General features: G+C 36.3%; 13 protein-coding genes and 1 pseudogene. 3 read left to right on the forward strand and 11 right to left on the reverse strand.

All coding sequences use genetic code 11. From position 1 onward, the window contains the following. Positions 1–175: 175 nt before the first annotated feature. Both F6K23_RS11245 and F6K23_RS11250 read right to left on the reverse strand, forming a co-directional pair. The gene (locus tag F6K23_RS11245) at positions 176–697 is read right to left on the reverse strand and encodes a methyltransferase (protein WP_293156117.1); all 522 of its coding nucleotides are present in this window, start codon (positions 695–697) and stop codon (positions 176–178) included. Positions 698–882: 185 nt separating this feature from the next. After that, the gene (locus F6K23_RS11250; RefSeq protein ID WP_293154803.1) at positions 883–1,200 is read right to left on the reverse strand and encodes a hypothetical protein; all 318 of its coding nucleotides are present in this window, start codon (positions 1,198–1,200) and stop codon (positions 883–885) included. Between the two features lie 708 nt (positions 1,201–1,908). Here F6K23_RS11250 and F6K23_RS11255 point away from each other — a divergent pair. Continuing rightward, entirely contained in the window at positions 1,909–2,841 is a 933-nt protein-coding gene (locus F6K23_RS11255; RefSeq protein WP_287274257.1) for an Rpn family recombination-promoting nuclease/putative transposase, read from the forward strand. Positions 2,842–3,036: 195 nt separating this feature from the next. Here the strand turns inward: F6K23_RS11255 and F6K23_RS11260 are convergent, their stop codons facing one another. The 3 genes and pseudogenes from F6K23_RS11260 to F6K23_RS11275 form a co-directional block, all read right to left on the reverse strand. Continuing rightward, positions 3,037–3,375: a XisI protein gene (locus tag F6K23_RS11260; protein ID WP_293154808.1), complete on the reverse strand. Its 339-nt coding sequence runs from the start codon at positions 3,373–3,375 to the stop codon at positions 3,037–3,039. Beyond that, positions 3,363–3,715, reverse strand: a pseudogene (locus tag F6K23_RS41745) (element excision factor XisH family protein). The gene F6K23_RS11260 and the pseudogene F6K23_RS41745 overlap by 13 nt, the downstream one beginning before the upstream one ends. Before the next feature lie 410 nt (positions 3,716–4,125). Then, on the reverse strand, positions 4,126–4,215 hold the full coding sequence (locus F6K23_RS11275; protein WP_293126488.1) for an element excision factor XisH family protein: 90 nt from the start codon (positions 4,213–4,215) through the stop codon (positions 4,126–4,128). Between the two features lie 152 nt (positions 4,216–4,367). Between F6K23_RS11275 and F6K23_RS11280 the strand changes: the two genes are divergently transcribed. Together F6K23_RS11280 and recQ are read left to right on the forward strand one after the other, a co-directional pair. Further along, positions 4,368–4,547 (forward strand): hypothetical protein, encoded by a 180-nt coding sequence (locus tag F6K23_RS11280; RefSeq protein WP_293154814.1) that lies wholly within the window; start codon positions 4,368–4,370, stop codon positions 4,545–4,547. A 202-nt stretch (positions 4,548–4,749) separates the two neighbouring features. Next, entirely contained in the window at positions 4,750–6,945 is a 2,196-nt protein-coding gene (gene recQ / locus F6K23_RS11285; RefSeq protein ID WP_293154817.1) for a DNA helicase RecQ, read from the forward strand. A 604-nt stretch (positions 6,946–7,549) separates the two neighbouring features. On the opposite strand, the gene F6K23_RS11290 is transcribed toward recQ, so the two are convergent. The 6 genes from F6K23_RS11290 to F6K23_RS11315 form a co-directional block, all read right to left on the reverse strand. Then, positions 7,550–8,689: an ATP-binding protein gene (locus F6K23_RS11290; protein WP_293154820.1), complete on the reverse strand. Its 1,140-nt coding sequence runs from the start codon at positions 8,687–8,689 to the stop codon at positions 7,550–7,552. Further along, positions 8,676–10,184 (reverse strand): hypothetical protein, encoded by a 1,509-nt coding sequence (locus F6K23_RS11295; protein WP_293154823.1) that lies wholly within the window; start codon positions 10,182–10,184, stop codon positions 8,676–8,678. The genes F6K23_RS11290 and F6K23_RS11295 overlap by 14 nt, the downstream gene beginning before the upstream one ends. Before the next feature lie 352 nt (positions 10,185–10,536). Continuing rightward, entirely contained in the window at positions 10,537–10,845 is a 309-nt protein-coding gene (locus F6K23_RS11300; protein ID WP_293154825.1) for a hypothetical protein, read from the reverse strand. 189 nt (positions 10,846–11,034) lie between these two features. Next, positions 11,035–11,172: a hypothetical protein gene (locus F6K23_RS11305; protein ID WP_287286945.1), complete on the reverse strand. Its 138-nt coding sequence runs from the start codon at positions 11,170–11,172 to the stop codon at positions 11,035–11,037. A 218-nt stretch (positions 11,173–11,390) separates the two neighbouring features. After that, positions 11,391–11,693 (reverse strand): hypothetical protein, encoded by a 303-nt coding sequence (locus tag F6K23_RS11310; protein WP_293154827.1) that lies wholly within the window; start codon positions 11,691–11,693, stop codon positions 11,391–11,393. Then, complete coding sequence (locus F6K23_RS11315; RefSeq protein ID WP_293154829.1) at positions 11,690–12,592, reverse strand: hypothetical protein; 903 nt, start codon at positions 12,590–12,592, stop codon at positions 11,690–11,692. Before F6K23_RS11315 ends, F6K23_RS11310 begins: the two co-directional genes overlap by 4 nt. Positions 12,593–12,727 lie beyond the last annotated feature (135 nt).

The raw sequence follows: 12,727 nt of genomic DNA on the forward strand, positions 1-12,727 counted from the left end.
AGCTATCAGCTATTAGCTAATCATTTCAGTTATCAGTACCTCTGTAATAAGGAGGCTTGAAATACGGAATTATCTTTTTTTTATGCCTTTAAAAGGGGAGGCACATACCCATAATTTATCGGTAAGATTTTATTAAAACAAAATCTTGTAAATTTATTAGTTTTTGATGAAAAAGTTACAGACTTGGTTTGAGATAAAACCATTTCATAATTGTTGGACGTCCTTCTGATAATAGTCGTCTGCGATCGAGTAATCCGTAATCTTGTAATTCCTCATAACAGTAAGAACAATTTGCTTTGATAACATGGCTTATACTTTCAATAACAGTGATCGAATGAGTATCAGAAAAGAATTTTCGCAATGTAGAGGAAATACTAGGATCAATAAAATCATGTATTTCAATTAATAAATCAAAGTTCGCGAAGAAGGAAACATCTTGTTGTGTAAATAGTTGTTTTTCATAGCCCTCACAATCACTAATAATCAGAGCTTTTTTTGTAAATGGAATACTTTTAAGGGTATTGATATCACAGAAAGATCCAGTAATTACTCTATCAGCTACATTGTTAATTTGAGCCATTTGTCTACATAAATCTATTGCTTGACCTTTTATATCATATGCAAAGACTCTAGCAGTAGGTATTCGCATTGCTAAACCAACTGCATAATATCCTTCTGCACACCCTATATCAACTATTTCACTATAATCCGTGTTACCGAAGAATTAATAATTCAATAATTCAATAATTCAATAATTCAGGTAAAAATCCTCCCCTTTCAAGGGGAAAAAAATAAATTTTTTCCTTTTATTCAATCCTATCCGTTTTTAGGGAGAGGTAATTATCAATTATCAATTATCAATTATCAATTATCAATTATCAATTATTGAAATATTTTGCCTATAATCTGATGAAGTTCTGATTCATATGAACCTACAATTTTAGGGATTAAAGCACTACCAACTGATTTCTGGTCAGGATATTTCATCCCTTTAAAAGGACCGTGTTTAACGATTAAATCAGGAGATATTGATAAAACTTTATCTTTATGATTAACAACCTGTTTACAGTTTGGTTCTTGTAAAATAATCCTTTCAGACTTAATAAATTCCGAAGCCCTAACTACAGTATTATAAAGTATTCTCCAACCAATATCATTTTGGAGAATTTGGGAAACAATCTTTTTGAAAAAAAATTTCATTATTTTATCTTTTATGACATAGTAATTTGAACTTTAACTACTTTAGCATAAATTAAATTGGTCTAATGCTAATGCTAGAGAAGCTGTTACCAAGTGCCAACTCCAATTTCACAATTTTTAGTCATTTTTTAAACTGTTTTGATAACGTACTTCCTGCACAATTTCGCAAATTTATGCTGTTATTAATTGGTTAGGATCGGGGTTAGTTGCTTCAACTCGTCGCCCCCATTCATCCCAGTCAAAACCCTTTTTAATCTTCTGAAAAACTAAGCTATCTTCTGTCATTGTAATTTTATCTAAATAATATGGGTCTAAAACCCCGCCTTTTAAGGCGCAATATTTTTGGAGAGTTGCTCACGCATCCCCGTTACAAAAATAACTTCTAACTCTCTTGGTGCGCATTCCCTTGCGACTGGCGTCGTCGCGGGGTCGCACCGCTTCTGACTTCTGACTTCTGACTTCGTTAAAGCGATCGCCTGGAGTAAGTTGGCTTTGAATTTCCGCAGGAATTTTTAACTGCTTGTCTTGGGTAACATTAACTATAATTTATCGTTTCATAGATACTTCTAGTTGTTAATTTTATAATAATTATTGTGTCTCAGAAACTATTATGATTGTCAAATATGACAAGGAATTTTGTACCTCACGCTTTTTGGAAATTGCTATAATATTTTTAATAATTCAAATGTTCTTAAGGGAAAAATCACTATGGATTTTGTTAGTCCCAAGGTTGATTATGCTTTTAAAAAAATATTTGGTTCCGAGGAAAGCACAGAAATTTTAATCAGTTTCCTAAATGCCATAATTTATAATGGAGAAAAAACAATTGAGTCTTTAAGGATTATTAACCCTTTTAATCAGGGTCAAGTAATCAGTTTAAAGGATACCTATTTAGATATAAAAGCTGTTTTATTTGATGGTTCGGTTGTAGTTATTGAAATGCAAGTAGCATCGATGACTGGTTTTAGTAAGCGAGTCATGTACAATTTAATTAAAGGTTATGGCAACCAGTTAAAAACAGGAGATGATTATCTTCTACTACGTCCGGCAATAGCGGTAACAATTACAGATTTTATTTTCTTTAAAGATAAAAAAGTAGTAGATGTAATTAATTCTTTTGTGTTTAAACATGAAGATAAAAACTGGAAATATCCCGATGTAGAATTGCGACTAATATTTGTGGAGTTACCGAAGTTTAAAAAAACTTTGGCCGAGTTAGAAACTTTGACAGAGAAGTGGATTTTCTTTCTTAAAGAAGCTGCTCGCTTAGATTATATTCCAGAGAATTTGGGAGTAGTTGCAGAAATTGAACAAGCTTTAAACATTGCTAATAAAATTAACATGACACCAGAAGAGTTAGAAATGGTTGAGCGTCGGGCCATAGCATTGCAGGATCAAAGAGGACAAATAGCTTATGCAGAACAAGAAGGAGAAGCTAGGGGAAAAGTTGAAGGACGTCTATCTGAAGCGATCGCTTTTGTTATGCGTTTACTGAAAAAAAGATTTAAAGATATTCCCACTTCAATAAATAATCAAATTGAAGATTTAGCTGTTGAAGAGTTGGAAAGTTTAGGAGAAGATTTGTTAGATTTCAACAGTCTAGAAGATTTGGAGAGTTGGTTAAATTCTCGCAACCCCTGAAAAGTTAAAAGTCAAAAGTCAAAAGTCAAAAGTTAAAAGTAAGATTTGATCGGTTCAAAACTTTCAATTCAAAAGTCAAATTATAAAAAGATGAAAAAGATGGCATACTCCTCAAGAGTCATCTTAAGATGACTTAAACTATTAGCCAAGGATTTCAATCCTTAGAGAGCCATATCATCCGCTTTACAATAATAGTTAATTTTGGGCAAATTCTGTATATTTCCTCAGATTAGGTGGGTGATATGCCAAAACAATATCTTGTGCTGGAACTCCTTTTTCTATTAATTGATCGGCGATCGCTTCTTCAGTCCCATCATGTTGTACCCAGATTTTTCCATCAATAATATCGACATGAATAGCACAACCATAAATTCTGGTACTGTTATTTTTCCACCCTAAATTAACAAGTTGATAGTGGTCTCCTTCGTGGTCAAAAACAGTTTGACTTTTGATTGGGTCATTAGGAGAACGTAACTTAGCCCTTGCTGTTAGTAATTTCTGAATTAATTGACGATATAAATCTAATTTATCCATTGAGCGATCGCCTCCTTTTCAACATCATAAATAATTAAGGGAATTTGGTTACGATGAATTACAGTTTGAATAAATGGATACTTGAAAAACCGCTTATAAATATCTAAAGGAACTGCTAAATAAAATCGTCTTTCTGCTTCTTGTTCTTCCAAAGCAATACGATAATTTATGAATTTTCCAATCGCAGTGTGAACTCATAAATTGTTGAAGCTGCCAAAAAAGTTTTAATTTCAACAGCAATTTTTTCACCATTTTTTGTTGCAGCAATTAACTTTTCTGCACCTAAATCTATATAAAAATCAACAAATCCTAAATCAATACGATAGGGGTCTTCAATAATTAATAATTAATAATTAATAATTAATAATTACCTCTTCTTTTCAAGGAGAGGATTGACTAAAAGGAAATTTTTTTCTTGTTTCTCCTTTAAAGGAGAGCCTTCAAGCCTTAATTATTCGGTGAGTAATTATCCAACCCTGATTCTCAAGAGCAGTTCTAAAATTAATAATTAATAATTAATAATTACCTCTCCTTGAAAAGAAGAGGATTGACTAAAAGGAAATTTTTTTCTTGTTTCTCCTTTAAAGGAGAGCCTTCAAGCCTTAATTATTCGGTGAGTAATTATCCAACCCTGATTCTCAAGAGCAGTTCTAAAATTAATAATTAATAATTAATAATTACCTCTCCTTGAAAAGAAGAGGATTGACTAAAAGGAAATTTTTTTCTTGTTTCTCCTTTAAAGGAGAGCCTTCAAGCCTTAATTATTCGGTGAGTAATTATCCAACCCTGATTCTCAAGAGCAGTTCTAACAAGCTGATGAAAAATATCTTTTGCAGGCATTGTACCGTTTTAGGGAAGTTAAAATTCAAAAGTCATGCATTAAGATTTTATAGGCTCAAAACTTTGACTGATAACTGATAACTGATTTGTTGGGTTGCGCTAGGGCTTAACCCAACCTACAATATAATAAATTATTAAATTAATTATAGCTTATGTCGGTGCAAAACCAAACAAAATTTAATCCACCATCTTTAGAAAAACACTTAAAAAATTACTTTGGTTATGATTCATTTCGCCCTGGGCAAAAACAAATTATTGAAACAGCACTTCAACAAACCGTTTCACGGAAGTTAAAAGTCAAAATTCAAAAGTCATGCATTAAGATTTTATAGACTCAAAACTTTGACTGATTTGTTGGGTTGCGCTGGCGCTTAACCCCACCCAGAATATAATAAATTATTAAATTAATTATCAAAATAATTGGGTCTAAAACCCCGCCTTTTAAGGTGAAATATTTTTGGAGGGTGGCTCAAAATCCCCGTTACAAAAATAACTTATGACTTATGACTTCTGACTTCTAACTTCATTAAAACTATGTCGGTGCAAAACCAAACAAAACTTAATCAACCATCTTTAGAAAAACATCTAAAAAATTACTTTGGTTATGATTCATTTCGCCCTGGGCAAAAACAAATTATTGAAACAGCACTTCAACAGAAAGATATGCTAATTGTTATGCCTACTGGTGGGGGAAAATCTTTATGTTTTCAATTACCAGCTTTACTCAAACCAGGCTTAACAATAGTAGTATCTCCTCTCATTTCTTTGATGCAAGACCAAGTGGCAAGTTTACAAGATAATGGTATTGCTGCAACATTTTTAAATAGCAGTCTTGGAATGACAGAAACTCGCAAACGAGAAACAGATATTATGCAGGGCAAAATAAAACTTTTATATGTAGCTCCAGAGAGATTATTATCAGAGAGATTTTTACCATTTTTAGAGTTAATTAATGCTCAACAAGGTATCTCTACTTTTGCCATAGATGAAGCTCACTGTGTTTCAGAATGGGGTCACGATTTTCGCCCGGAATATCGACAGTTACAAATGTTACGAGAAAGTTATCCAGATGTGCCGATGATGGCTTTAACTGCTACGGCGACAAAACGAGTCCGGGGAGATATTATTGCTCAATTAAATTTACAACAACCTTATATTCATATTGCTAGTTTTTTCCGTTCAAATTTATATTATGAAGTTCGTCAAAAAAGTAGTGCTAAAAATACTTTTGCTGAAACATTGCAGATAATTAGAAAACTTGGTGGTTCTGGAATAGTCTATTGTAATAGTCGAAAAAAAGTTGATGAAATTGCTTATAAATTACGACAAAATCATGTATCTGCATTACCTTATCATGCTGGAATGGATGATGAGGAAAGAGCTATTAATCAAACTAAATTTATCCGAGATGATATTGATGTGATTGTGGCAACTGTGGCTTTTGGTATGGGTATTAATAAGCCAGATGTCAGATTTGTAATTCATTACGATCTGCCTAAAAATATCGAGAGTTATTATCAGGAAACTGGGAGAGCGGGTCGAGATGGGGAACCTGCTAAATGTACTCTATTTTTTAGTTATGGCGATAAGAAAAGTATTGAATATTTAATCGCTCAAAAACTTGATGAACAAGAACAAAGAATTGGTTATCAACAGTTAAGGCGAATTCTTGATTATGCAGATGCTACTGAATGTCGTCACCGAATTTTATTAGGCTACTTTGGTGAAGATTTGCCCGAAAATTGTGGAAATTGTGATAACTGTAAATATCCCAAACCAATAGAGGATTGGACTATTGAGGCAATGAAGTTTTTGTCCTGTGTGGCGAGAACTAAAGAACGGTTTGGTATGAATCATATTATTGATGTTTTAAGAGGTTCTAAAAGTCAGAAAGTTTTAGATAAAAAACATGACAAACTTTCTACTTATGCTATTGGTAAAGATAGAAGTGCTGATGAATGGAAACATTTAGCAAAATCTCTCTTACATCAAGGTTTAATGGATGAAACAACTGATGGTTATTCAGTGTTGAAACTTAATCAAAATAGTTGGGATGTAATGGGGCGAAGAAAAAAGGTAGAAATTGCCATAGAAAAGAAACGTAAAATTGAAAAAACTACTACTTCTTTAGCCGCAGATGAACAAAGATTATTTGAAGAATTGCGAGCATTGCGGAAACGAATTGCTGATGAAGAAAATGTGCCTCCTTATGTAGTTTTTCAAGATACAACATTACAACAAATGGCACAGAAACGACCTCAAACTTTGGATGAATTTATGAATATTTCTGGAGTAGGTAGTCGGAAACAAGATAAGTATGGTAAAAAGTTTATTCAAGCTATTAGAAATTATTGTGCAGAGTCTGGTTTACCTACTAATTCAGAACCTATTCGAGAATTAGCAAAAGTTGTAGATAACGTTCCTTCTTTTACTCAAATAGAAACATTAGAATTGCATAAACAAGGATTAAGTATTGATGCTATTGCTAATCAAAGAGGAATAAGTTCTGGCACAGTTGCTGGTCATTTAGCCGAATTAATAGAAAAAGACCAACCAGTAGATATTGATAAATTAGTAACACCCGAACATCAAGAAAAAATTATTGCTGCAATAGAAGAAGTAGGAGATGGAGCATTAAAACCTATTTATGAATATTTACAAGAACGTTATAATTATAATGAAATTAAATTAGTTAGAGCATATTGGCGGAGCGATCGCTTAGATTTTTAGTAAAAATAGCCGTTCGTAGTAGGGCTTTAGCCCCGTTCGTAGTAGGGCTTTAGCCCCGTTCGTAGTAGGGCTTTAGCCCTTTAATCTGAAATCCAGTGATACAATTGTCTACTGCTTCATAAAACTGATACAAAGCGTCACATAACGTGACAAATTGATGTTTACTTCCTGCTGTACGGACGTTGCATGCAACGTCCCTAAGGCCGTCGGCGGTTACTCATCCACAGGCATTGACGGTCAAGCCAACCGCATCTTTACACTCTATACTTACATTTAAGTCTTTGTCAATTAACATAACTAAAAAAGCCTTCAAACCCTTACTACGCCCTTTCTAGTAGGGAGCGGGATTTCTAGAGAGGTCTATGTCTATATAGATAGACTGCCAGAAATGCTTAAGCAGCGATTAGTGCAGAAGATGCAAATTTCACCCTCGTTACTACTTGTCTGTGAGAACTAGCGTATTATGTCGCGCTCCGTATCGCAAATTGTTAACTAAGTCGAAACTCTATACTTCCTTCCCTTTCTCAATCTTCATTCCTGGGTCTTCCGTCGGTCTTAAAGAGGGCTAAAGCCCAACTACGAGCGGAACAGAACGGAAAGAGGGCTAAAGCCCAACTACGAACAGATCCCTATTCCCCACTACCCAACGCCGAAATAGTTCCACTGCAAACCGCAAATTGCCCTCAGTTTCGATAATGACATCGTGGCGAGCAAGAGTTTCAAGAGCATCATTTAATATACTTTCTTCTAAACCTGTAATTTCCTGGATAGTGGCACGACTACAACCTTCTGGATAGTGAGCTAAACCTCTAAGAATATCTTGCTGTCCCGGTGCATCTTGAGCCGCTTGACCCCAAACTCCTGTGAAATAATAACGCCCATTCTGGAATAGTTCATTTTGATGAATAATGGCTTCCACATCTGCAACAGTAAAGACTGACTCTCGTGGTCTTCCCTGCTCAAACATCTGGTCGTTGTAGCGACGGACAAGTAAAAATCCCAGTAGTTGTACTAGGTAGGGTTGTCCGAATGTTAGGTCGTAAATGCGATCCATTGCTTCTGGTTCGTAGGTGAGCAGGAAGTCTGGGTTGGGGTTAGCAAGGAGTTGCCTGGTTGTTGCTCTATTCAAAAAACCGACGCGGATGGGAATTACGCTGGCAAAAAATGGCTGAAAGTAATCTTCTGTCATTTCTTCAAGAGTGTGCAACCCCGCGAAGGCAAAGGCAATTTTCGGACTCATCTGCACAAACCCCCGCAATACTGCCATGAAGTTAGGGGGGAGCTGTTGGGCGTTAATTAGTTTTTCAATTTCTTCAAATTCATCCAGGGCAATAATTAAGCGTTTGTTGTCTAATTTTTTAATTGCCTGTTGTAAGTAGAGTTTAAAGGTTCGTTGGGGAAGTTTCAGGAGTTCGTCTGTGTCTGGAGGGGGAAAGCTGAGAGCTTCTGAAATTTCATCACTTATGGCTAAAAATACCTCACCCATTCCCTCGGAAATAGCTGCTAAATTTTGGAGGTTGACATAAACAACTTGAATATCTGAACCGGAATAGTTAGCAACATTCCGTAGAATAGATGTTTTTCCCATGCGACGATGACCGAAGAGAACAACAGACTGTAGCTGAGAATTCATTACCCACAGTTCCTTAAGCTCTCTCATAATATCTTCCCGAACCAGAAATAAGTTGCCCTCTACAGGGTCGCCAATGAAATAGGGATTTTCTATAGGTTTAGTAATAGACATCTCCGAAATTTGTAGCAGTGCTTTCTAAAGCTTCTTCCCAAGTTTGAGCAATATCGACAATTAAACCTCTTTCTGCTTGGGGAAGTTTATCAGCATCATCTAGAATTTCTTTTAATTGACCTATAGCTATAGCAAGGGGAAATCCACGAGCTGACTTTGAGGTAGCTTTTACAATAAGTTGCGTATATTCAACAACGCGACACAAACCTTTGAGTGCTTCCCAGGTCGTGGGACGTAGATGAGGTTCAGGTGGAAAGTTGGGAATTTGTACTTCGGCAATGGCATCAGGAGATGTTGCTGTTTGAAATTGAGTTAGGATTTGAGCTAGTAGAAACATTTCCTCGCTGTAGATGTAGAAAAGAGAGCGTACTTTTTCAAATGCTGCTGTCGCTTTTTCGGGTTTCTGTTTGTAGAGATGCCAGAAACCTGTAGAAACTTCATTAGATACAGACATAACAAGTTTCCAGTCATAGGGATTTTCTGCTAGTTGAGCAACTCGCTCAACAATCTGTCGTTGAGGAAGTTCTGCTAAAACCTGATTGATAGCATTAACAACCGGGGTAGATTGTGAGCTATATCTTAAAAGTTGATCGATGTTTTCTAAAGCTACTTGCCAATCTTTTCTCAACCAAAATTTGATCTGATTTGTCAGTAAAGGTAGAGGAATAGGAGTGATTCGAGGTATCAGAAAACTAGGATTATGAATAGATATCAAGTATAGTGGTATCCCAATTAACCAGTTTTCTGGGCGCAAAATCGCCAAGCCCAACGCCACGGGGAACACCACGCCCAAAGCCACGCCGGACATCACGCCGGACTTCACACCGAAGGTTATGGCGAAAATTACACTGAATGTCACACTGGCATTTATAATGGTATTCACAGTTTTGACTACACTTTCTGCCATGCCTCCCGAAAAGTAGGGTGCCACACCTCCTACCACACCAAACTCCACACTTCCTGCTACGCCGAGCGCCACGCCTAACACCGCACTTCCCGCTGCAACCCTCACTACCCCTTCCGGAAAGTTAAGCGCTATGTAGAGCGCCATGTCGAGCGCTACGCCTAACACCACGCCTAACACCACGGCCTCCGCTACGCGTTTCGCCACGTCTCCCGGAAGGTCGAACACCATGCTGAACACCATGGCTCCCACTACACCTCCCGCCACAGGAAACCAATCAATCATAGAATTTGTTCGCAGCAGCAATACACAAAATAAATAGGGAACACAAACAGTCAAAATTAATCCCTGAAACCATAATTTCAATTGGTTAGGATGCTGGAACAAAAATTCTAGCTTACTTTTCCAGGTTGTTTGTTTCGCTAAACCTTCTCCCCCCCCGTAATTTTCCACATACCACCGCAACGCCTGGGGAAAGAAAAACACCCAATACAACAACCGCAAATAATCCAAAGGATTCCAAATAGATAGAGGTCGCTTCAATTGTGGTGCTAGATCCAGACGGGGAACAGAATCGTTGTTTTTTTTCATTATTGTTGGCAAATAGGTTATAAAATTAATAGAATTAGGACTTACGCAGATAAGCTATATATAGTGGTAAAAACTATTGGCCAATAGTCTTGGCACTCTATAAATAGTGCCTTTGCGTAAGTCCTGAGAATAAGACTTATATCAAATCTGGATAATTTGTTATTATAGTCATTGCGACTGGAACGCAGTGGAAGGAAGCAATCTCAGAGGTATCGAGAGATTGCCTCGCTGCCGCTCGCAATGACAGAATTACATTTTTTTGGGAGTTTGAGATTGCTTTCCTGACGGAATGCTGCGCAAACGCTGCCGTTTGCTATCGCAAAGCTGCGCTAACGCAATGACAGAACTACTTTTATTCCAAAATTCCCACAAGCACATCAACCAAAGCCTCCACATCCCCAGGAACTCTCAAAGAATCAATATTTTGCTGAATTAAACGTTGTTTTTTATCCAAAATACCAAATATCCAAAGTTCGCCCATAGTCACACAACCAAAAATTAAATCCTGTTCCGGTTCCCATTCAGATAATGCAATTAACTCCACAGCTAACTGCGTAAAACCTCGCGTCATATCCTCATGTTTTGCTTCAATTACTAACAGTTGAGAATTAGATTGTAGCAAGTAATCAAGATTACCCTTTAACCTTTCATTCACACTCAAAGGATATTCAATTCTGAGCTGACATTGACAGTACCGAGCAACCTCTAAGAGGTTGTCTGAGAAGTCCCTTATGCTACATCACTCGCCCCCTAAATCCCCCAAAATTGGGGGACTTTTACCAGCTAATAGATTCTTGTTCCCCCCATAATTGGGGCGCTAGGGGGGCAAAATTCAGTATTAAACAACTTTTCAAACATCCTCTATTCGCTGACGTAACTCTGGCAAACGTTCCAGTTGGCGATTTGAAGTAGGTAAAGACAATTTTGTTCTTTGGAAACTGTAGTTAAATTCAGCTAAAATATCGTCAATTTCATAAGTCAACTTCATAATGGATAATGGATAATTGATAATGGATAATTACTTCTCCCTTTTAGGGAGAGGATTGACTAAAAGGAAAAAAATTATTTTCTCTTGGTCGAGGGGAGGCTTTTAACCTCAATTATTTAATTATTAATTATTCGATAATAATCAACCACATTAAAAAAATGATAACCCTGTAGGGACGTTCCATGGAACGTCCCTGCAACATTATTACTATAATTTCATCAATTTTCTCCTCCAAATCTCGCTAATAATTCGTCACGAGATAAGTGAGATAACTGTAAAATTGTCCTATTAAAATCTTCTTTTGGCAATCCCATAATCTGTTCAATAATTACCTCTAGTTGACTATCTAATTTGCCAAAGCGAAATACAAGCAAGCTTTCGAGCATTTCTTGATACCCTTTTTGTCTTCTTAGTTGTATATCTAGTTGTATACCTCGTTGTATACCTTGTTGTCTTCCTTCTTGTTTTTCCAACTGAGTAACCTCTTCTAAAGGTTGAGTAAAAAGTAGTGATAATCTCATTTCTCTCCTCCAAATCTAGCTAATAGTTCGTCACGAGATAGACTATTTAACTGTAAAATTGTCCTATTAAAATCTTCTTTTGGCAACTCCATAATCTGTTGAATAATTACCTCTAGCTGGTTATCTAATTGGCCAAAGCGAAACACAAGTAAGCTTTCAAGCATTTCTCGACGTTCTTCTTGTCTTCCCGACTGAGTAGCCTCTTCTAAACGTTGGGAAAAAAGTGGTGATAATCTCATAATTAACTCCCTATCTTCTGGATCTTTATCTGGATTTGCTTCTATATTACTCAGCAAATCTGCTAATAACAATAAAGCATTTTCTCGATGGATATTATCCTTGGGTAATGCTTCTAATTCATCAATAGCTTGAGACTGTACTTTTCCCCTACCTAATATTCTTAGCCATAGAGTTTCTGGAGTTTTTGGTAATTGATGAATCACTACTATTGCTGTGCGGAAATATTCTCCTAAAAAGTAAATTCCCGAACACCAGTTTTCTTCATCTAAAGTAGCTTTAAATCCATTTAATATATTCTGAGAAGCTGTAGGAGTTAATATCCATAATTTCGGATAATCATCCATATAAATACGAGTTTTATTTCGGTTCGCTTCCCGTTTCATTTCTCCTTTAACTTCCAGTAATTTGAGAAGACAACTATCAATTTCATCAGGGGTGACAGGATTACGATAAGGTTCAAATAAAGCTGAAGTTGTAGCCAAACTACCTAATAATCCTAATTCTTCTGGATTTCCTTGAAGTTGTGGTTGGGGTGAAAACCAAACATCTATTTGTCTAACCTCTCCTCGAACTTCACGGGGTGCTTTTACTTCCCCAATACTTGATAGTAATTCTTCTAAATATTGTTTGGCAAATTGATCGTGGGGAAATATAGTCATTTTAGTTATTGTAGGAGGGAATAGGGAATAAAGAACAGTTGGAACTATACCTCATAGATTAAAGAAATACGGCGTTGCTGATTCTGGGTATGATGCAAGCCCCCCGAGCAAGCCAAAATTGGGGGGAATAAAACT

The organism is Okeania sp. SIO2C9, from assembly GCF_010672455.1.
Lineage (GTDB): Bacteria > Cyanobacteriota > Cyanobacteriia > Cyanobacteriales > Microcoleaceae > Okeania.

What these genes read in the sequence shown, in the direction of transcription:
- F6K23_RS11290 (WP_293154820.1), bottom strand. Translation starts at nt 8,689, where the DNA reads ATGTCTATTACTAAACCTATAGAAAATCCCTATTTCATTGGCGACCCT.
- recQ (WP_293154817.1), top strand. Translation starts at nt 4,750, where the DNA reads ATGTCGGTGCAAAACCAAACAAAACTTAATCAACCATCTTTAGAAAAA.
- F6K23_RS11260 (WP_293154808.1), bottom strand. Translation starts at nt 3,375, where the DNA reads ATGGATAAATTAGATTTATATCGTCAATTAATTCAGAAATTACTAACA.
- F6K23_RS11295 (WP_293154823.1), bottom strand. Translation starts at nt 10,184, where the DNA reads ATGAAAAAAAACAACGATTCTGTTCCCCGTCTGGATCTAGCACCACAA.
- F6K23_RS11280 (WP_293154814.1), top strand. Translation starts at nt 4,368, where the DNA reads ATGTCGGTGCAAAACCAAACAAAATTTAATCCACCATCTTTAGAAAAA.
- F6K23_RS11255 (WP_287274257.1), top strand. Translation starts at nt 1,909, where the DNA reads ATGGATTTTGTTAGTCCCAAGGTTGATTATGCTTTTAAAAAAATATTT.
- F6K23_RS11250 (WP_293154803.1), bottom strand. Translation starts at nt 1,200, where the DNA reads ATGAAATTTTTTTTCAAAAAGATTGTTTCCCAAATTCTCCAAAATGAT.
- F6K23_RS11305 (WP_287286945.1), bottom strand. Translation starts at nt 11,172, where the DNA reads ATGAAGTTGACTTATGAAATTGACGATATTTTAGCTGAATTTAACTAC.
- F6K23_RS11315 (WP_293154829.1), bottom strand. Translation starts at nt 12,592, where the DNA reads ATGACTATATTTCCCCACGATCAATTTGCCAAACAATATTTAGAAGAA.
- F6K23_RS11275 (WP_293126488.1), bottom strand. Translation starts at nt 4,215, where the DNA reads ATGCCTGCAAAAGATATTTTTCATCAGCTTGTTAGAACTGCTCTTGAG.
- F6K23_RS11310 (WP_293154827.1), bottom strand. Translation starts at nt 11,693, where the DNA reads ATGAGATTATCACTACTTTTTACTCAACCTTTAGAAGAGGTTACTCAG.